Origin of the sequence: Kitasatospora sp. NPDC048296 (genome assembly GCF_043201815.1) — a bacterium.
Classification (GTDB): Bacteria; Actinomycetota; Actinomycetes; order Streptomycetales; family Streptomycetaceae; genus Kitasatospora.
The window spans coordinates 38,260-56,574 of record NZ_JBICZB010000023.1 but is presented as its reverse complement, the minus strand read 5'-3'; the positions used below and the strand labels follow the sequence as shown (position 1 = coordinate 56,574).

Here is an 18,315-nt window from a genome sequence, read left to right as displayed (position 1 = left end):
GAAGCCGACTTGATTCTCCATCAGGTCGGCTTCGGTGCTTTCCGGACGAATTACCCCTCCGCCGGAGTCCGCACATCTTGGCATGGCTGTTGCAGCCGTGTGAAGAGGGATATGCCGATGACCTGGGAGGTGCATGCGCGCAGATCACAGTTGGGCATCTGTCGCTTGGCAGGGCTGGCGCAAGTCAGTTCGGATGGCAGAGAGTTCTGCGCAACGCACCGCGCGTACTGGATACCCCACAAAGGTGAGCGCGCACGCCGACCGCTCCACCACGCGACGCCCATCCCGCGTGGCGGCAGTACCTGTGCACGAAGCACTGCCGCGAACACCCGCTCCTCCTAAGCACCTCCGCACGTCCGCAGCCGCACCGCCGAAGCCGGCGCCCGGCACCCGTGGGCCGGCCACCGTCGGCGAGGGGACCCAACTGACCATGACCGCATCCGTGACCACCACCGGGAACGAACCGGAGGCACCAGCCACCGCGAGCCCGGCCAAGACGATCGAGGGCCGCTCCCTCGGTCGGATCGCCTGGACCCGCTTCAAGCGGGACAAGGCCGCCGTCGCCGGCGGCATCGTGGTGATCCTGCTGATCCTGCTCGCCGTGCTGTCCGGGCCGATCGAGTCCCTGTTCGGGCTCGACCCCGACAACCCGAACCCGGACCTGCTGGACGCCAACCTCGGTGGCCTGCCGCTCGGGGACTGGGGCGGCATGAGCGCGGACCACCCGCTCGGCATCGACCCCCTGCAGGGCCGTGACCTGCTCGCCCGCGTGGTCGACGGCTCCTGGGTCTCCCTGCTGGTCGCCTTCGGCGCGACCGTCCTGTCCAACACCATCGGCGCCGTGCTCGGCGTGATGGCCGGCTACTACGGCGGCTGGGTGGACACCCTGATCAGCCGGCTGATGGACGTCTTCCTGGCGTTCCCGCTGCTGCTCTTCGCCATCGCGATCTCCGCCTCGCTCCAGGGCGGCGCGTTCGGCCTGCACGGCCTCCCGCTGCACATCATGGTGCTGATCTTCGTGATCGGCTTCTTCAACTGGCCCTACATGGGCCGGATCGTGCGCGGACAGACGCTGTCGCTGCGCGAGCGGGAGTTCGTCCACGCGGCCCGCAGCCTCGGCGCCCGCGGCCCGTTCATCCTGTTCAAGGAGCTGCTGCCCAACCTGGCCGGCCCGATCCTGGTCTACTCGACCCTGCTGATCCCGACCAACATCCTCTTCGAGGCCGGGCTGAGCTTCCTCGGCGTCGGCATCCAGCCCCCGCAGTCCTCCTGGGGCGGCATGCTCGCCGACGCGAAGAACTACTACCAGGTCGACCCCCAGTACATGGTGGTCCCCGGTCTGGCGATCTTCATCACCGTGCTCGCGTTCAACCTGCTCGGCGACGGGCTGCGTGACGCCCTCGATCCCAAGAGCAACTGACACTGCGTCAGGACACTCCCTCCTCCACATCCTCAAGGGGTTGATCTCACCCATGCGTAGGTCCCGTACCCTCGCGCTGACCGCCGCGGCCGCCGCCGCGGTCCTGGTCGTCACCGGCTGTTCGTCCTCCAAGAACGGCGACAGCGGCTCCTCGTCCTCGGCAGGCTCCAACGACGCGAGCGGCGGCGGCGCCGACGCGGCAACCAAGCAGATCGTCAACGCCTCGGACAAGAAGGGCGGGACGGTCACCTACGAGATGAAGGGCACCCCGGACTCCCTCGACCCGGGCAACACCTACTACGCGTACATCTACAACTTCGCGCGTCTGTACGCTCGTTCGCTCACCACCTTCAACCCGGCGCCGGGCCAGGACGGCAACAAGCTGGTCCCGGACCTCGCCGAGTCGATGGGCGCGCCGAGCGCGGACGGCCTGACCTGGACGTACAAGCTGCGCGCCGGCCTGAAGTACGACGACGGCACCCCGATCACCTCCAAGGACGTCAAGTACGCCGTGGAGCGCTCGAACTACGCGCCCGAGGTGAACTCCAACGGCCCGACGTACTTCCACGACCTGCTGGTCGACAACCCGACGCCGTACCAGGGTCCGTACAAGGACAAGACCGGCGACCTGAAGTCGATCGAGACGCCGGACGACACCACGGTCGTCTTCCACCTCCAGCACCCCTTCGCCGACTTCGACTACCTGGTCAGCGCCCCGCAGACCGCGCCGGTCCCGCAGGCCAAGGACACCGGTGCCGACTACGTGAAGCACATCGTGTCCTCGGGCTCCTACAAGTTCGAGACCTACGAGGACGGCAAGCAGGCCGTCCTGGTGCCGAACACCAACTGGGACAAGGGCACCGACCCGATCCGCAAGCAGCTGGCGGACAAGATCGTGCTCAAGATGAACATCGACCAGGCCACCATCGACAAGGACCTGCTGGCCGGCAACGCCCAGGTCGACCTGGTGGGCGGCGGCGTCGACCCGCAGACCCAGGCGCAGATCCTGCGCGACCCGAAGCTCAAGGCCAAGACCGACAACGCCTACGGCGGCCGCCTGGTCTACATGGCGATCAACACCAAGGTCGCGCCGTTCGACAACATCGACTGCCGCAAGGCCGTCCAGTACGCGATCGACAAGGTCTCGGTGCAGACCGCGCTCGGCGGCCCGATCCGCGGCCAGGTGGCCAGCACCGTGCTCCCGCCGGACATCCCGGGCCACCAGGACTTCAACCTGTACGAGACCAAGGACAACAAGGGTGACGAGGCCAAGGCCAAGGACTCCCTGAAGGCCTGCGGCAAGGACGGCGGCTTCAGCACCGTCCTGTCCGCCCGCACCGAGCGCGCCACCGAGGTCGCCGCGGCCACCGCCATCCAGGCGCAGCTGAAGAAGATCGGCATCAACGTCGAGATCCAGCAGTACCCGCAGGGCAAGTACCTGACCGACTCGGCCGGTGCGCCGCAGTTCACCCAGGACCACAACATCGGTCTGATGATGATGCAGTGGGGCGCCGACTGGCCGACCGGCTACGGCTTCCTGCAGCAGATCGTCGACGGCCGCGCGATCAAGCCCTCCGGCAACAGCAACCTCGCGCAGCTGAACGACCCCGCCGTCAACAAGATGATCGACGACGCCGCGGTCAACCCCGACCGGGCGGCCCGCGAGAAGATCTACGGCGACATCGACAAGAAGGTCATGGAGTCCGCGGCCTACGTCCCGCTGACCGACTTCAAGGTCTTCCTGTACCGCCCGGACAGCGCCACCAACATGGCCTCCACCTCGGCCTTCTCGGGTGAGTACGACTACCTGAACATCGGCACCACCAAGTAAGAGCCTGGCTCCGCATCCCTGAAGGCAGGTGAAGGCAGCGGCGCCCGTCGCCGTCCGGAAGACCCCGGACGGCGGCGGGCCGCCGGAGCCGCCCAACTGTGTTTGCCTACATCATCCGCAGGATCTTCGCGGCCGTGCTGCTGCTGCTGGTCGTCAGCGCCGTCACCTTCGCGATCTTCTTCCTGCTTCCGCGCCTGGCCGGCGAGACCACCGACCAGCTGGCCGCGCAGTACATCGGGAAGGACCCGGGGCCCACGGCGATCGCCGCGGTCAAGCAGAACCTCGGCCTCGACCAGCCCCTGTACACCCAGTACTGGCACTTCCTGAAGGCACTGGTCGCCGGCGCCGAGTACAAGTTCGGGCCGGAACCGGCCACCTGCCACGTGCCCTGCTTCGGCTACTCCTTCAAGAGTCACCTCGAGGTCTGGCCGCTGATGACCAGCCGGATCCCGGTCACCATCTCGCTCGCCATCGGCGCGTCGGTGCTCTGGCTGCTCTCCGGCATCACCACCGGCGTGATCTCGGCCCTCAAGCCGCGGTCGATCTTCGACCGGCTCTCCATGGGCGTCGCCCTGGCCGGTGTCTCGCTGCCGGTCTTCTTCACCGGCGCCCTGCTGCTGACGGTGTTCAGCTACGAGTGGCCGATCCTGGACAACCTGCACTACGTCAACTTCACCGACGACCCGCTGATGTGGGCCCGCAACCTGATCCTGCCGTGGATCTCGCTGGCCTTCCTCTACTCCGCGCTCTACGCCCGGCTCACCCGCGCCGGGATGCTGGAGACGATGAGCGAGGACTACATCCGCACCGCCCGGGCCAAGGGCCTGGTCGAGCGCAAGGTGGTCGTCAAGCACGGGCTGCGCTCCGCGCTCACCCCGATCGTCACCATCTTCGGCATGGACCTCGGTCTGCTGCTCGGCGGTGCGCTGATCACCGAGCAGGTCTTCTCGCTCAACGGCATCGGCCAGTTCGCCGTCCAGGCGATCACCGACAACGACCTGCCCAAGATCCTCGGCGTCACCCTGCTGGCCGCCTTCTTCATCGTCGTCTGCAACCTCGTGGTCGACCTCCTGTACGCCCTCGTCGACCCCCGCGTGAGGCTCTCGTGACCGAGCTCAAGAAGACTCCGGCGGACGCCGATTCCGCCCCGGCGGACGCCGCGCCGACGCCCCTGGGCGACCCGTTCCTGTCCGTCCGCGACCTGCGGATCCACTTCGACACCGACGACGGCCTGGTCCGCTCGGTGGACGGGGTCAGCTTCGACCTGCACAAGGGCCGCACCCTGGGCATCGTCGGCGAGTCCGGCTCCGGGAAGTCCGTCACCTCGCTGGGCATCATGGGCCTGCACCGCTCCAAGCGGGCGAGGATCAGCGGTGAGATCCGGCTGGACGGCGAGGAGCTGATCGCGGCCGGACCGGACCGGGTGCGCCAACTGCGCGGCCGCGAACTGGCGATGATCTTCCAGGATCCGCTGACCGCGATGCACCCGTACTACACGGTCGGCGCGCAGATCATGGAGGCGTACCGGGTGCACCACCCCCAGGCCTCCAAGAAGCAGGCCAGGGCCCGTGCGATCGAGATGCTCGACCGGGTCGGCATCCCGCAGCCGGACCGGCGGGTGGACGACTACCCGCACCAGTTCTCCGGCGGCATGCGCCAGCGCGCGATGATCGCCATGGCCCTGGTCAACGACCCCTCGCTGCTGATCGCCGACGAGCCCACCACCGCCCTGGACGTCACCGTCCAGGCGCAGATCCTGGACCTCATCCGCGACCTCCAGGAGGAGTTCGGCTCCGCCGTCATCATCATCACCCACGACCTCGGGGTGGTTGCCGAGATCGCCGACGACATCCTGGTCATGTACGGCGGCAAGTGCATCGAGCGCGGCCCGGCCGAGACCCTCTTCGACGCGCCCGAACACCCCTACACCTGGGGCCTGCTGGGATCGATGCCGCGCCTGGACCGGGAGCTGCAGGACCGCCTCGTGCCGGTCAAGGGCACCCCGCCCAGCCTGATCAACGTGCCGTCGGGCTGCGCCTTCCACCCGCGCTGCCCGTACGCCGCCCTGACCGGCGGGCGCTCCACGAGCGAGCTCCCGGTGCTGACCGAGGCCGCGCCCGGCCACTTCGCGGCCTGCCACCTGCCGGCCGACGAGCGGCACCGCATCTTCGCCGAAGAGATCGCGCCCCGGCTGTGAGCCCGGCCTCGTACCACCTTTCTGGAGAGAACCGATGACGGACACTCAGGGGGCCACGCCCCTCACACGGGGAAATGGGGCTTCCCCGGCGCCCGCCTCCGACCGCGAGCCGCTGCTGAGGGTGACCGGCCTGACCCGGCACTTCCCGATCCGCGGCGGACTGCTGCGGCGCCAGACCGGCGCGGTGCGGGCCGTCGACGGCATCGACTTCACGGTCAACGCCGGTGAGACGCTGGGCGTCGTCGGCGAGTCCGGCTGCGGCAAGTCGACCATGGGCCGGCTGGTCACCAGGCTCGACGAACCCACCGCCGGGACGATCGAGTTCGAGGGCGCCGACATCAGCCACCTGGGCGTCGGCGCGATGCGGCCGATGCGCCGCGACATCCAGATGATCTTCCAGGACCCGTACTCCTCGCTGAACCCCCGGCACACCGTCGGCACCATCGTCAGCGCGCCGTTCAAGCTCCAGGGCGTGCAGCCCGAGGGCGGGGTCAAGAAGGCCGTCCAGGAACTGCTGGAGCTGTGCGGGCTCAGCCCCGAGCACTACAACCGCTACCCGCACGAGTTCTCCGGCGGCCAGCGCCAGCGCATCGGCATCGCCCGGGCGCTCGCGCTCAAGCCGAAGATGATCGTCGCGGACGAGCCGGTCTCCGCGTTGGACGTGTCGATCCAGGCGCAGGTCGTCAACCTGCTGGACGACCTCCAGCGGGAGCTGGGCCTGACGTACCTGATCATCGCGCACGACCTCTCGGTGGTCCGGCACGTCTCGGACCGAGTGGCGGTGATGTACCTCGGCAAGATCGTCGAGATCGCCGACCGGGACTCGCTCTACCGCAGTCCGATGCACCCGTACACCAACGCCCTGATGTCGGCGGTCCCGGTGCCGGACCCGCGCCGGCGCCAGCGGGCCGGGCGCGAGCGGATCCTGCTCAAGGGCGACGTGCCCTCGCCGATCAACCCGCCCAGCGGCTGCCGGTTCCGGACGCGCTGCTGGAAGGCGCAGGAGGTGTGCGCCACCCAGGAGCCGCCGCTGGCGGCGCTGAAGACCGGGCACCAGGTGGCCTGCCACTTCCCCGAGCGGAGCGAGGGGAACGAGTAGGCACAGCCCCGAGGGGAACGAGTAGGCGCAGCCCGGAGAGCGGGGCTGACTCGTAGGACCGGTGCGAAAAGGCCGCCCGCCCCCACTCGGGGACGGGCGGCCTCTCGTCGTTCACGCCGTCGGCGTCAGCCGCGGCCGCTCGGGACGGGCTCCGTCTCCCGGGGCGCGGCGGCCGACTCCGGCTCGCGCGAGGTCTGGGCGACCGGACGAGCCGGCAGCGCGGTGGCCGGGAAGCGGCGGTTCAGCGCCTTGATCGCCTTGCGGCCGAGGTTCTGGAACGGGATCTCGATCAGGCGGTAGCTGAGGTAGCTGATCACCAGCAGGACGGCCATGAAGCCGAAGAACTGCAGGCTCCGGTCCTGCCAGGAGGTGAAGGGCGGGCGCCCCTCCAGCTTCCAGTTCATGAAGTGGATGAGCGGGTTGTGCAGCAGGTACACCGAGTAGCTGACCGTTCCCAGCCAGGCCAGCCAGCGCGGGAAGCGGCGGTGGCGCAGCAGCATCCCGGCCGCGAACACGACCCAGGCGGCCAGGTAGGCGAAGGAGAACGACTTCCAGGTCTCGCTCCAGGTCCGCCACAGGGCCTGGTCGTGGTTGTACATGAAGCCGGACAGGAAGCCCGCGGTGAGGACGAAGGCGCAGCACAGCAGTGCCGGCAGGCGGTCGATCTGGCCGTGCTCCAGCCGGTACAGCACCGTCCCGGCGAACATCGTGGCGAAGATCATCAGGGACTCGAAGGCGGCGGACCGGCTGTTCAGCAGGAGCAGCACCAGGCCCAGCGCGCCGAGCATCGTCCCGCCCCAGCGGGTCAGGTCGGCCCGGCCGGTGAGGATGCAGACCATCGCGGTGACCACGACGACCACGGCGGCCAGCACCAGGTGCCTGGTGGCCGGCAGGCCGCCGGCCGTGAGCGAGCCGAGCGGCAGCCAGGCGCCGAGGACCAGCGCCATGCCGGCGAAGCCGATCGCGAGCGGGGCGCTCTGCCGGTGCCGGCCGTTGACGAACAGGGCCGTCACGAAGAAGTAGAAGAGCATCTCGTAGGAGAGCGTCCACATCACCCCGATGACGTTGGTGACGCCCATCAGGTCCTGGATCATCAGGCCGTTGCCCGCCAGCGTGAGCAGCGGGTGGTCGAACGCCCAGCCCTGGATCACCGAGTGGTTGCGCGGCATGATCAGGAGGCTGAGGACCACGGTGACGATCACCACCGGGTAGATCCGGAAGTACCGGCCCGCCCAGAACGAGCGGACGTCGCCGCGCCGCTCCAGTGAGGCCGGGATGATGTACCCGCTCACCAGGAAGAACAGCATCACGCCGAAGATGCCAGGGTCCAGGTAGCGCGGTTCGTGGTCGGCGTGCAGCCAGTGGAACGGCAGTGCCAGGTGATAGACGGCGACGGAGAGCGCGGCTATGCCGCGTAGAGCGTCGAGCCAGCCGAGCCGGGCGGCGGCGGGCTTCAGCGTCACAGGCACGGGGGGTTTCAGCGTCACAGGCGGAGGTTAGCGGAATCCGGGGCGGGCGGTTCGTGGGCGAGTCGCGGAAGACCCCGCCCGCGAGACGATTTCATCCGGACTGTGACCCTTGTCCCGACATGCGTGTCGCATCGGGTACACATGGACGGTGAGTTCACAGATCTTCCCCTCCGACGTGCAGCAGTCGCTGGACCTCATCGGCATATTCGTCTTCGCGCTCTCCGGAGCGCTGCTCGCCGTCCGCAAGAACATGGACATCTTCGGGATCTGTGTGCTGGCCGAGGTCACGGCCCTGGGCGGCGGGGTGATGCGCGACCTGGTGATCGGCGCGACCCCGGTGGCCGCCTTCACCAACCTCGGCTACTTCCTCACCCCGCTGGCCGCCGCACTGGTGGTGTTCTTCCTGCACCCCGAGGTCGAGCGGATCAACCGGGCGGTGCAGACCCTGGACGCCCTCGGCCTCGGGCTGTTCTGCGTCACCGGCACCGCCAAGGCGCACGACTTCGGGCTGGGCGCGGTCGCCGCCGTCGCGCTCGGCATGGTGACCGCGGCCGGCGGCGGCGTGATCCGCGACGTGCTGGCCGGGGAGATCCCCTCGCTGCTGCGCTGGGACCGGGAGATCTACGCCGTCCCGGCCCTGGTCGGCGCCGCCCTGGTGGCCGTGCTGATCGGCGCGAACCGGCTCACCGGCGCCACCGGCACCGCCGCCGCGCTCACCGCCTTCGGACTGCGGATGCTCGCCCTGAAGTACGGCTGGCGTGCCCCGCGGGCCTGGCACCGCAACGGTTCTCGCACCAGCGAGGAGTAGGCGAGCCGCCGCACGCGAGCGAGATCGCCTCGGCCGTGCAGAGCAGCTCCGGCACCATCCGGGCCAGTTCGGCCGGCCGCACCTGACTGGCCGGGGCGCTCAGCGCGCAGGCCGCGACCGTCCGTCCGCCGCTGCCCGCGACCGGCGCGGCCACGCAGGTCACCGGCTCCCGGTGCTCGGCCGACTCGGCCGCCCAGCCGCGCAGGCGCACCGCCGCCAGGTCGGTCTCCTCGCACGGCCCGTCCGCGGACAGCCCGGCGAGCAGCACCCGGCCGACCGCCGTCCCGGTGACCGGCGCCCGGCGTCCGATCCGCGACGGCCGGGCCGCCCAGGGCCCGGCCACCTCGTCCAGGTAGAGCACCTCGCCGTCGTGCAGCACGGCCAGTTGGACGGTGTAGCCGCAGCGCGCGTTGAGCGCGGCCAGGTAGGGCGCGGCCACCTGCCGGACGTCGAAGTCCTCCAGCGCCCGGTCGGCCAGCGAGAGCACCCGGCCGCCGACCCGGTAGCGCAGGTCGGGCTGGCGCCGGACGAAGCCGTGCTCCTCCAGGGTGCGCAGCAGCCGCAGCGCGGTGGACTTGTGCACCCCGAGGCTGCTCGCGGCCTGCTCCAGCGAGAGCGGTCCGTCGCCGAGCGAGCCGAGCAGGGTCAGCGCGCGGTCGACCGACTGCGACATGACGCCCCCCTGGAACTCGCTTGAGAAGTGTTCGTCAGGCTAACCGCTGGGCGGCGCAGTGGTACAAACCAGTCCCGGACACCGCCGTCCGGCCGGCCCGCGCCCGGTGGCCGGATCGGTGCGCAGGTCTGGATCACGGCACCGGGGTGCCCTCTACAATCGGATGGTTATGCCATACCTGGACCATGCGGCGACCACGCCGATGCTGCCCGAGGCGATCGCCGCGATGTCGGCGCACCTGGGGGTGGTCGGCAACGCCTCGTCCCTGCACGCGGCCGGCCGCCGAGCCCGCCGGGTGGTCGAGGAGTCCCGCGAGTCGCTGGCCGATTCGCTGGGTGCCCGCCCGAGCGAGATCGTGCTCACCGGCGGCGGGACCGAGTCCGACAACCTGGCCGTCAAGGGTCTGTACTGGGCCCGCCGGGACGCCGATCCGGCCCGCACCCGGGTGCTGTGCAGCCCGGTCGAGCACCACGCGGTGCTCGACGCGGTGCACTGGCTCTCCGAGCACGAGGGCGCGTCGGTCGACTACCTGCCGGTGGACGGATACGGCCGGGTGCACCCCGAGGCGCTGCGCGAGGCGATCGAGCGCGACCCGTCCTCGGTCGCGCTGGTCACCGTGATGTGGGCCAACAACGAGGTCGGCACCGTCCAGCCGGTGCGCGAACTGGCCGCCGTGGCCGCCGAGTACGGCATCCCGATGCACGCCGACGCGGTGCAGGCGCTCGGTCAGGTTCCGGTCTCCTTCGCCGAGTCGGGGCTCACCGCACTCACCGTCACCGGGCACAAGATCGGCGGCCCGTTCGGCATCGGCGCGCTGCTGCTCTCCCGCGGCGCCGCGCCCGTCCCGCTGCTGCACGGCGGCGGGCAGGAGCGCGACGTGCGCTCCGGCACCCTGGACGCCCCCGCCGCCGCCGGCTTCGCGGCCGCCGCGGCCTGGGCCGTCGAGCACCGCGCCGAGCACGCGGTCACCCTGGGCGCGCTGCGCGACGAGCTGGTGGCCGGGGTGCTGGCCGCCGTGCCGGACGCGGTGCTCAACGGCGACCCGGCCGCCGAGGGCCGCCTGCCCGCCAACGCCCACTTCTCCTTCCCCGGCTGCGAGGGCGACGCGCTGCTGATGCTGCTGGACGCCCAGGGCATCGAGTGCTCCACCGGCTCGGCCTGCTCGGCGGGGGTGCCGCAGCCCAGCCACGTGCTGCTGGCGATGGGCGTGGACCCGCTGCTCGCCCGTGCCTCGCTGCGGTTCTCGCTCGGGCACACCTCGGTGCGCGAGGACGTCACGGCGCTGGTCGAGGCCATCGCACCGGCCGTCCAGCGCGCCCGCAACGCGGGTCTGGCGTCCGTCCGGCGGTAGCTCCGGTACGGGGCCGGGCATGTTCCACGGCCCCGTACTCTTGTATTCACCATGACTGACTTCCCGGGTGCCCCGACCACTCCGTCCACCGGCCGTCTGCGCGTGCTCGCGGCGATGTCCGGCGGAGTCGACTCCGCCGTCGCCGCCGCCCGCGCCGTCGAAGCGGGGCACGAGGTGACCGGCGTCCACCTGGCGCTGTCCGCGAACCCGCAGTCCTTCCGTACGGGGGCGCGCGGCTGCTGCACCATCGAGGACTCCCGGGACGCCTGGCGGGCGGCCGACGTGATCGGCATCCCCTTCTACGTCTGGGACCTCGCCGAGCGCTTCCGCGAGGACGTGATCGACGACTTCGTCGCCGAGTACGCGGCCGGGCGGACCCCCAACCCCTGCCTGCGCTGCAACGAGAAGATCAAGTTCGCCGCGCTGCTGGACAAGGCGATCGCGCTGGGCTTTGACGCGGTCTGCACCGGCCACTACGCCCGGATCGTCGACCTGCCGTCCGGGGAGCGCGAGCTCCACCGCGCCGTCGATGCCGCCAAGGACCAGTCCTACGTCCTCGGCGTGCTCGACGCCGACCAGCTCGCCCACTCGCTCTTCCCGCTCGGCGACACCACCAAGGAAGCCATCCGCGAGGAGGCCGAGCGCCGGGGCCTGGCCGTCGCCAAGAAGCCCGACAGCCACGACATCTGCTTCATCGCCGACGGCGACACCCAGGGCTTCCTGGCCAAGCACCTCGGCACCGCCACCGGCGACATCCTCGACGTCGACGGCACCAAGCTCGGCGAGCACGACGGCGCGTACGGCTTCACCATCGGCCAGCGCAAGGGCCTGCGGATCGGCCGCCCGGCGGCCGACGGCAAGCCGCGCTACGTGCTGGACATCTCCCCGGTGAACAACACCGTCACCGTCGGCCCGGTCGAGGGCCTCGACGTCACCGCCCTGACCGCCATCCGCCCCCGCTGGTGCGGCAGCGAGCAGCTGGCCGAGGGCCGCTACACCGCCCAGCTGCGCGCCCACGGCGAAGAGGTCCCGGTCACCGCCTCGATGGTCGACGGCGAGCTCCACGTCCGCCTGGACACCCCGGCGCGCGGCATCGCCCCCGGCCAGGCCGTCGTGCTGTACGACGGCACCCGCGTCATCGGCTCCGCCACCATCGCCACCACCGAGCGCCCGGCGGTCCATGCCTGAGTGGGTCATGGCGTCGTCATCCAGAGGGATGACGACGCTGAATCGCCCGGATGACCGCGGCCGGAGATGGCATTCGTCGGGCTGATTCGGGAGGTCGGGCCGCGAACCTAACGTCAACGGCATGACTCGATCCCGCCGTATCGCGGCCATCGCCGCCCTCGTCCTCGCCCTTCCGCTTCCGCTGGCCGGGGCCGCGATGGCCTCGCCGTCGCCGTCCCCCACGGTGGCCGCCGCCTCGGCCCCCGTCGCCTTCCACGGCCAGCTGCCCCGTCCGACCGGGCCGTACGCGGCCGGGGAGGAGGTGCTGCACCTGACCGACCAGAGCCGCACCGACCCCTGGGTGCCCTCGGCCGGGCCGCGGCAGCTCGCGGTGACGATGTTCTACCCGGCCCGGCAGAACACGGGCGAGCCCGCTCCGTACATGACCCTCGGCGAGGCGCAGAACTTCGTGGCGACGCGGGTCCCGCCGGGCACCGGAGTCCAGCCGCAGGACCTCGTGAACACCAAGACGTACTCCTACACCGATGCCAAGGCCGCAGGCGGGAAGTTCCCGCTGGTGGTGCTCTCGCCCGGCTTCGAGAACCCCCGCGCCACGCTGACCGGCCTGGCGACCGACCTCGCCAGCCACGGCTACGTGGTGGCCCTGGTCGGCCACACCTACGAGGACTCCGGCGAGACGCTCGCCGACGGCAGCACCTCGGGCTGCGCGCTGTGCGACAGCGGCGCACCGGACTCGCTCCCTGACAGCCGGGCGAAGGACGTGTCCTTCGTCCTGGACCAGTTGACCGGGCACCACCCGGCCTGGCGCCTGTCACACCTGATCGACCGCGACCGCACAGGCATGGCAGGCCACTCGATCGGCGGCGCGTCCACGCTGAACGCGATGGCCGATGACCAGCGGATCCAGGCCGGGGTGAACATGGACGGAACGTTCTGGGCGCCGATCCCGACCGACAAGCTGGAGGGACGCTCGTTCCTCCTGCTCGGCAAGCAGAGCAACCACGCCGCCGGCGGCGGGGACGCGTCCTGGGGCCAGACCTGGGCGGGCTGGAACGGCTACAAGCCCTGGCTGGCCGTCGCGGGCACCAACCACGGCAGCTTCACGGACGTCGAGGTCCTGGCCGCCGAGCTCGGTCTTCCGCTCCCTCCGGGGACGACCACCTCGCCGGAGCGCGGGATGCAGCTGACCCGGGAGTACGTCGGGGCCTTCTTCGACCAGACCCTGAAGGGCATCCACCAGCCGCTGCTCGACGGCCCGTCGGCGGCGAACCCGGAGGTGCTCTTCCAGCAGCCGTGATTGTGACGGGCCCGGCCGCCCGGTGCGGACGGCCGGGCCCGTTCAGGGCCGTGGAACGGGGTTGTCCGGGGAGTCGAGCCAAGCGCACTGACCCTCCGGGGTGACCGTCAGACCGAAGCGCTCCGGTCCTGGGCTGCCTTGGGCCTCCCACCACCGGTGGGCAGCCTCCACCTCGCTCCAGAGGCGGCGTGGTCCGTACTGCCAGACCGTGAAGTGCTCGTCGTCGCGATCGACGGCCGCCCAGGAGAGGGCGTCCGTCGTCGCGACCCAAAGCCGCTCCTCGTCCTCCTCCCAGGCGGTCCACGCATCGCCCAACCTGAGCCCGAGCGCGAACCGCACCTCCCACTGGTCTCCCGTGATCCGTGAGGGCGGCAGCGACGTCCTGGACTCCTCCGGAACGTGCTCGTCGCGCACGACGTCCCGGAAGATGCGAAGGTCCCGCCGCTGGTTGCGCATCAGCATGAAGGCGGAGTGCGGGCCGAACCGCCCCTGCGCGCGGTCGCGTTCGACGGTGAGCTCGAGCAGCCCCCAGCAGAGCATGGGGCTGTCCCAGGGCGTGAGGACGATCCCGCCGGGCTTCGTCTGCTCGATCCACGCCCACGGCACCCGCCGAACCGAGCAGGTTGAGACGACCCGGTCGTACGGCTGGCGTCGAGGCCAGCCGCGAGCACCGTCCCCGCAGACCACGTTGACGTTCAGCCCCGCCGCATTGAGCGAGGCCCACGCCTGGCGGGCGACCTCGGCGTCGATCTCCACCGAGGCCACATGTCCACCACCAAGGTGGTGTGCCAGGAGCGCCGCGTTCCACCCGGTTCCGGTACCGATCTCCAAGACGCTCATCCCAGGCCGAACATCAAGATCGCGAAGCATCCTGACCACGATCGAGGGGGCGGACGCCGATGAGGACGGCCAGGCATCAGCAGGGTCAGTCGGCTCCTCGCCGTCGTTGACCTGCGTAACGATCGGCACGTCCGAGTACGCCGCTTCGAACCAGCGCTCGCCGTCGGCTTGGAGGTCGCAAGGTTCGTAGCCTCCCTTGCCGTCCTCCAGCCAGATCCGTCCGGGCAGGAAGCGATGGCGCGGAACCGCCCTGATCGCTTCCTTCCATTCGTGTGGGACGGGGCCGCCGAGTGCTTCGCCGACGGCCCGGAGCAGGCCGCGCACGGCGGCCTGCTCCGGTCGATGCACGGGTTCCGTCACTTCTCGCCTTCGCCCTTCCTGTGCTTCGGATCGGGCGCCGGCCGCGATCCGTCCGGCGACGGCTTGCTCGTGCCCGGGTCCTTCTTGCCCCCGTGCTTGCCGCCGCTGGGCTTGTCGGTTCCCCAGCCCATAACTCCTCCAGTTCGGTTGATCGTTGGTTGTCGGCGTGCCCCTACAGATCCGGCGGCCGGGGCGTAGGCGGGCTCTCCGGCTTCGGCGGGGGTGGCTTCGGCCTGGGCGTAGACATGGCAGTACTCCTCTCGGTCGGTCATGGAGATGAGGTGGTGTTCCCGCCCGCGCCGCCGGCCCGGCGGCGCGGGCGGGGTTCAGTGTCTGCGGTTGATCAGCAACAGGGCCGCAGCGATGACATGCAGCACGCCTGCTGCCGACACCCCGTAGGCGGTCCAGACCCGGACGGGATCAGGGGAGGGCGGCGGTGGATCTTCGGAATCGTCCTGCGGCAAAAGGCCGGTGTGGTTCACGAAGGCGGCTCAGCGACCGCGAGATCGGCGTGAACGATCTTTCCCAGCGGGAGGAGAGTGACGCCCCAGCGCCCGCGCGTGAGCCGGTGGACGATCGCCAGCCCTCGGCCTGAGGTGCGATCGGGCCCGGCGTCGACCATCGCGGGCATCGAGCGAGAACCATCACCGACGATGATGCGGATGATCTGGTCGGTCGGGCGGCGCACGGCGACGACCATGCGCGTCTGGCAGCCGGTCTTGACCGAGTTGGTGGTCAGCTCACTGACGATCACCGAGGCGTCGTCCAGGAGGTCGTCCAGCCCTCACTCCTGCAGCTTCGTCGCGACGAAGCGACGCGCGACCGCCACCGATTCAGGCCGGTACGGCAGGCAGACCGTCGCCGGCTCGGAGTGCGGACGGACTCTCGCGCCCACGTTACATACCGGCGCGGCGTCGCCTCTCACGGCATTCGAGAGGAGGGGCATCAGCACTTCTCCTTGGCGTAGTTGTCTCGCTACCGAGAGCATCGCCCCAGGAGAAGGGTCGGACTATCACTCCTCAGTGATAGTCCGACTCCATTGAGTGATCGTCAGATTCCGACCCAGTGGGCCATGCTGGAGAGCGTGCCCGGCGTCGACCGGTGCGCCGAGACAAGGCCAGCGACGGTCTCGCGCACCATCGGGTGGTAGCGCATCTGTTGCGGAGCGAGCTCCCGTGCCTGCTGCAGCGACCTCAACGACGCCTCCGGGCGGCCGATCCACAGCTGGGCCCGGGCCACCTCTGCGATGTGCGCGGCTGCCCGCGAAGCCGGCCAATCCGCTGGCATGTGGAGCTGTTCGGCGGCCCGTACGGCTTCGGCGTACTGGTACTGCTCGGCCAGCGTTGCCACCTGATGCACGGCCACGTTCGTGGGGCCGAACGAGAGCCAGTGCACCTGTGTGGCCTCGCCTGTGACCTCGGCGATTCGCTGTGCTTCCGAGACGTGCTCGGCCGCCGCGTCACCGTCACCGGACCGGGCGGCGAGGACGGCGGCACCGAGATGGAGTTGCCCCACCGCCACGTCCCGGACTCGGCCGGAATCTGCCTGTCCGAGGGTGCCCATGCCGACCCCGACGAGTCGCTTTCCCATCTCGTACTGGCCTGAGCGCAGGTAGACCAGCGAGCGGAGATACTGGCGGACTCCGGCGAGCACCGGGTCGGATCCGCGCTCGGCTGCCCATGCCATTCGATCCAGGGCCACGACGCACAGATCCGCGAAGCCTAGCTTGGTGGTGATGTCGTAGGCCGTCCGGTAGGTGTTGGCCAGCACTTGCCACGCCTTCTCCGAGGGGGCGGTGTGCGCGGCCGTGGTGGCTTCGGCGATCAGGGCTGGCAGGGCCCGGGCCGCGTCCTTGATGTGTGTCTCGCGGACCAGGGCGCACAACTGCTCGGCATCGACGTGCAGTTCATCTATCGGGCGGGCGGTGACATCGGGATCGGCACCGAGGTCGTACAGGTCGAGTGCCTCGCGGATCGGCTGGATCAGCACGTCGAGCTCGTCCTGTCGCAACTCGGTCAGGTACGGCTGGCCGGTGAGGTCGACGGTCTGTACGGACAGGACCCGCGCGACGGCGGCGATCACGGCAGGCGTGGCCGGCTTGGCACCCTGTTCGACCTTGGTGAGCATGCTGTACGAGATGTGGGCGCGGGCGGCGAGTTCACGCTGCGTCAGGTGGCGAAGCTTGCGGTATTGGGCGATCCGCTCGCCGGTGTGCTCGGAGACGTGCCTGGGCATACTGGTACTCCGTTCGTAGCGACCACTGCGGACGATACCCGCCGAAGGTGGCGGGATCTCCTCGGTAACCGGATCAGCTCCAGGTGGAAGCACTGTCGAAGGCCGCGTCGCTGGAGATGATCCGCAGTTCGCAAGGCGTGAGAGGAACGTCATGATCCCCCCTGTAGACCTGTCCGGCGCCGCGTGGTTCAAGTCCAGCTACAGCAACAACGGCGGGACTTGCGTTGAGGTGGCCCCGAACTTCCCCGGTTTGGCCCCCGTCCGTGACTCCAAGGACCCTCAGGGTCCCGCTCTCGTCTTCCCGGTCGAAGCCTGGGCGTCATTCGTCGCCGCCGTCCAGTCCGGCGAGTTCGGCGAGTTCTGAGCCGCTGGAGACCTGGAGGAGGCCCCTGCCCGAGCGGACAGGGGCCTCCTCCTCGGCGCCCTTCGGTGGACTTGCCCCGGCGCGACTGCTGAACCCCACGGGCTGCCGGAGAGAGCCAGGGAGGGTGCGGTCGGTCATAGTGGGTGGAGCCGCGTGGGGCCGACCTTGCCTCACGGCCGATGACAGCCCTGGACGCCATCCGGAGGGGACGGCATGACCTTCTACGAGCAGCACCGCGACTTCATCGAGGAGCTGGAGCGGATCGCCCCGGACGGCGTCCGGATCGAATGGTCCGGGGACACGCTGATCATGCAGGCGTCGCCGTCCAACATTCATCAGCTCAACGTGGCCCAGGTGCGTAGGCAGTTCGAGAAGCACGCTCCTGACGGCTATCTCCCCAGCGAGCGGAGCGAGATCGTCGGCCCGGACGTCTCCAAGGGGCGGAAGCCGGATCTGACCTACCTTCCCATTGATGTCCTGTCCGAGCCGGGTAACAAGGCCCCCGCCGCAGAAGCCCTGATCGCTGTGGAGATCGTCTCGCCGTCCAATCCGGGCAACGACTGGATGGACAAGCTGCACGACTACGCCGTGATGCGCATCCCGCTCTATCTGATCGTGGACCCGCGCCAGCAGACGGTGACGCTGTTCTCCGAGCCGAACCATGACCGGTACCACACCCGCAGCGACCGGAAGTTCGGCGACGCGATCACCATTCCGGAGCCCTTCGGCTTCACGCTGAGCCTCTCGAAGCTCGTTCCGTACAAGGACTGATGCTCGGGAACCGCCGGCCGATGAGCTCAACCCGCTCGTAGCGCCCCCGATCCCGGCGGCCTGCTCGCCGAGCAGCGCCGCCGGGCAGGGGAGTTACCTACTGCACCTGGCGGTACCAGCGCCGGTGCACCAGGGGCTCGACGCACAGCATGGCGGCGCCCGCGACCGCGCCGACCAGCAGGCCGGGCGCGCCGCCGCCCAGGGCCGCGCCGAGGCAGGCGAGGGCGACGGCGAGCGGGCGCAGCAGGGTGAGCGGGCCGAGGCCGATGCGCTTGACAAAGTCCGCTACATATCAGGGCCTGCCGGTTTCCCATGGACGCCCCAGGGGTGGGGGGGGGCCGGCCCGGCCCCCCCGCGGGGGGGGGGGGGGGGGGGGGGGGGGGGGGGGGCGGGCGGGGCGGGGGGGCGGGGA

Annotated in this window: 18 protein-coding genes; 11 read left to right on the top strand and 7 right to left on the bottom strand. The window is 70.2% G+C overall.

Annotated features, from left to right (window positions below; translation table 11 throughout):
• The first annotated feature begins 430 nt into the window (after positions 1-430).
• The 5 genes from ACGF12_RS16220 to ACGF12_RS16200 all read left to right on the top strand — a co-directional run bounded on the left by ACGF12_RS16220 (position 431) and on the right by ACGF12_RS16200 (position 6,547).
• A complete protein-coding gene (locus ACGF12_RS16220; RefSeq protein ID WP_393029496.1) occupies positions 431-1,420 on the top strand; it encodes an ABC transporter permease in 990 nt (329 codons plus the stop codon).
• A gap of 52 nt (positions 1,421-1,472) precedes the next feature.
• A complete protein-coding gene (locus ACGF12_RS16215; RefSeq protein WP_393029493.1) occupies positions 1,473-3,251 on the top strand; it encodes an ABC transporter substrate-binding protein in 1,779 nt (592 codons plus the stop codon).
• Positions 3,252-3,349: 98 nt separating this feature from the next.
• Positions 3,350-4,360: an ABC transporter permease gene (locus ACGF12_RS16210; RefSeq protein WP_393029490.1), complete on the top strand. Its 1,011-nt coding sequence runs from the start codon at positions 3,350-3,352 to the stop codon at positions 4,358-4,360.
• Positions 4,357-5,448: an ABC transporter ATP-binding protein gene (locus tag ACGF12_RS16205; protein WP_393029487.1), complete on the top strand. Its 1,092-nt coding sequence runs from the start codon at positions 4,357-4,359 to the stop codon at positions 5,446-5,448. Before ACGF12_RS16210 ends, ACGF12_RS16205 begins: the two co-directional genes overlap by 4 nt.
• A 34-nt stretch (positions 5,449-5,482) precedes the next feature.
• A complete protein-coding gene (locus ACGF12_RS16200) occupies positions 5,483-6,547 on the top strand; it encodes an ABC transporter ATP-binding protein (RefSeq protein WP_393029484.1) in 1,065 nt (354 codons plus the stop codon).
• Between the two features lie 125 nt (positions 6,548-6,672).
• On the opposite strand, the gene ACGF12_RS16195 is transcribed toward ACGF12_RS16200, so the two are convergent.
• Positions 6,673-8,016: an acyltransferase family protein gene (locus ACGF12_RS16195; RefSeq protein ID WP_393029481.1), complete on the bottom strand. Its 1,344-nt coding sequence runs from the start codon at positions 8,014-8,016 to the stop codon at positions 6,673-6,675.
• 148 nt (positions 8,017-8,164) lie between these two features.
• Here ACGF12_RS16195 and ACGF12_RS16190 point away from each other — a divergent pair, with 148 nt between their 5' ends.
• On the top strand, positions 8,165-8,824 hold the full coding sequence (locus tag ACGF12_RS16190; RefSeq protein ID WP_393029478.1) for a trimeric intracellular cation channel family protein: 660 nt from the start codon (positions 8,165-8,167) through the stop codon (positions 8,822-8,824).
• Here the strand turns inward: ACGF12_RS16190 and ACGF12_RS16185 are convergent.
• Positions 8,730-9,497 carry an IclR family transcriptional regulator gene (locus tag ACGF12_RS16185; RefSeq protein ID WP_393029475.1) on the bottom strand — a complete coding sequence of 256 codons (768 nt, stop codon included), beginning with the start codon at positions 9,495-9,497 and terminating at the stop codon, positions 8,730-8,732. The two genes, ACGF12_RS16190 and ACGF12_RS16185, sit on opposite strands and share 95 nt — an antisense overlap.
• A gap of 169 nt (positions 9,498-9,666) precedes the next feature.
• On the opposite strand from ACGF12_RS16185, the gene ACGF12_RS16180 reads away from it, so the two are divergent.
• The 3 genes from ACGF12_RS16180 to ACGF12_RS16170 all read left to right on the top strand — a co-directional run bounded on the left by ACGF12_RS16180 (position 9,667) and on the right by ACGF12_RS16170 (position 13,333).
• Entirely contained in the window at positions 9,667-10,848 is a 1,182-nt protein-coding gene (locus tag ACGF12_RS16180; RefSeq protein ID WP_393029472.1) for a cysteine desulfurase family protein, read from the top strand.
• A gap of 51 nt (positions 10,849-10,899) precedes the next feature.
• Positions 10,900-12,036 carry a tRNA 2-thiouridine(34) synthase MnmA gene (gene mnmA, locus ACGF12_RS16175; RefSeq protein WP_393029469.1) on the top strand — a complete coding sequence of 379 codons (1,137 nt, stop codon included), beginning with the start codon at positions 10,900-10,902 and terminating at the stop codon, positions 12,034-12,036.
• 121 nt (positions 12,037-12,157) lie between these two features.
• Complete coding sequence (locus tag ACGF12_RS16170) at positions 12,158-13,333, top strand: alpha/beta hydrolase family protein (protein ID WP_393029466.1); 1,176 nt, start codon at positions 12,158-12,160, stop codon at positions 13,331-13,333.
• Between the two features lie 42 nt (positions 13,334-13,375).
• On the opposite strand, the gene ACGF12_RS16165 is transcribed toward ACGF12_RS16170, so the two are convergent.
• The 5 genes from ACGF12_RS16165 to ACGF12_RS16145 form a co-directional block, all read right to left on the bottom strand.
• Positions 13,376-14,533, bottom strand: coding sequence for a methyltransferase domain-containing protein (locus ACGF12_RS16165; protein WP_393029463.1), 1,158 nt, complete (start codon positions 14,531-14,533; stop codon positions 13,376-13,378).
• Positions 14,530-14,805 carry a hypothetical protein gene (locus ACGF12_RS16160; protein WP_393029460.1) on the bottom strand — a complete coding sequence of 92 codons (276 nt, stop codon included), beginning with the start codon at positions 14,803-14,805 and terminating at the stop codon, positions 14,530-14,532. The genes ACGF12_RS16165 and ACGF12_RS16160 overlap by 4 nt, the downstream gene beginning before the upstream one ends.
• A gap of 54 nt (positions 14,806-14,859) precedes the next feature.
• The gene (locus tag ACGF12_RS16155; protein WP_393029457.1) at positions 14,860-15,015 is read right to left on the bottom strand and encodes a hypothetical protein; all 156 of its coding nucleotides are present in this window, start codon (positions 15,013-15,015) and stop codon (positions 14,860-14,862) included.
• Positions 15,012-15,287, bottom strand: coding sequence for an ATP-binding protein (locus ACGF12_RS16150; protein ID WP_393029454.1), 276 nt, complete (start codon positions 15,285-15,287; stop codon positions 15,012-15,014). Before ACGF12_RS16150 ends, ACGF12_RS16155 begins: the two co-directional genes overlap by 4 nt.
• 296 nt (positions 15,288-15,583) lie before the next feature.
• Positions 15,584-16,768 (bottom strand): helix-turn-helix domain-containing protein, encoded by a 1,185-nt coding sequence (locus ACGF12_RS16145; protein ID WP_393029451.1) that lies wholly within the window; start codon positions 16,766-16,768, stop codon positions 15,584-15,586.
• A gap of 151 nt (positions 16,769-16,919) precedes the next feature.
• On the opposite strand from ACGF12_RS16145, the gene ACGF12_RS16140 reads away from it, so the two are divergent.
• Together ACGF12_RS16140 and ACGF12_RS16135 are read left to right on the top strand one after the other, a co-directional pair.
• Complete coding sequence (locus ACGF12_RS16140) at positions 16,920-17,132, top strand: DUF397 domain-containing protein (RefSeq protein WP_393029448.1); 213 nt, start codon at positions 16,920-16,922, stop codon at positions 17,130-17,132.
• 213 nt (positions 17,133-17,345) lie between these two features.
• Positions 17,346-17,903 carry a Uma2 family endonuclease gene (locus ACGF12_RS16135; protein ID WP_393029445.1) on the top strand — a complete coding sequence of 186 codons (558 nt, stop codon included), beginning with the start codon at positions 17,346-17,348 and terminating at the stop codon, positions 17,901-17,903.
• The last annotated feature ends 412 nt before the right edge of the window (positions 17,904-18,315 follow it).

What these genes read in the sequence shown, in the direction of transcription:
- ACGF12_RS16220 (WP_393029496.1), top strand. Translation starts at nt 431, where the DNA reads ATGACCGCATCCGTGACCACCACCGGGAACGAACCGGAGGCACCAGCC.
- ACGF12_RS16215 (WP_393029493.1), top strand. Translation starts at nt 1,473, where the DNA reads ATGCGTAGGTCCCGTACCCTCGCGCTGACCGCCGCGGCCGCCGCCGCG.
- ACGF12_RS16200 (WP_393029484.1), top strand. Translation starts at nt 5,483, where the DNA reads ATGACGGACACTCAGGGGGCCACGCCCCTCACACGGGGAAATGGGGCT.
- ACGF12_RS16185 (WP_393029475.1), bottom strand. Translation starts at nt 9,497, where the DNA reads ATGTCGCAGTCGGTCGACCGCGCGCTGACCCTGCTCGGCTCGCTCGGC.
- ACGF12_RS16180 (WP_393029472.1), top strand. Translation starts at nt 9,667, where the DNA reads ATGCCATACCTGGACCATGCGGCGACCACGCCGATGCTGCCCGAGGCG.
- mnmA (WP_393029469.1), top strand. Translation starts at nt 10,900, where the DNA reads ATGACTGACTTCCCGGGTGCCCCGACCACTCCGTCCACCGGCCGTCTG.
- ACGF12_RS16170 (WP_393029466.1), top strand. Translation starts at nt 12,158, where the DNA reads ATGACTCGATCCCGCCGTATCGCGGCCATCGCCGCCCTCGTCCTCGCC.
- ACGF12_RS16160 (WP_393029460.1), bottom strand. Translation starts at nt 14,805, where the DNA reads ATGACCGACCGAGAGGAGTACTGCCATGTCTACGCCCAGGCCGAAGCC.
- ACGF12_RS16145 (WP_393029451.1), bottom strand. Translation starts at nt 16,768, where the DNA reads ATGCCCAGGCACGTCTCCGAGCACACCGGCGAGCGGATCGCCCAATAC.
- ACGF12_RS16140 (WP_393029448.1), top strand. Translation starts at nt 16,920, where the DNA reads ATGATCCCCCCTGTAGACCTGTCCGGCGCCGCGTGGTTCAAGTCCAGC.
- ACGF12_RS16135 (WP_393029445.1), top strand. Translation starts at nt 17,346, where the DNA reads ATGACCTTCTACGAGCAGCACCGCGACTTCATCGAGGAGCTGGAGCGG.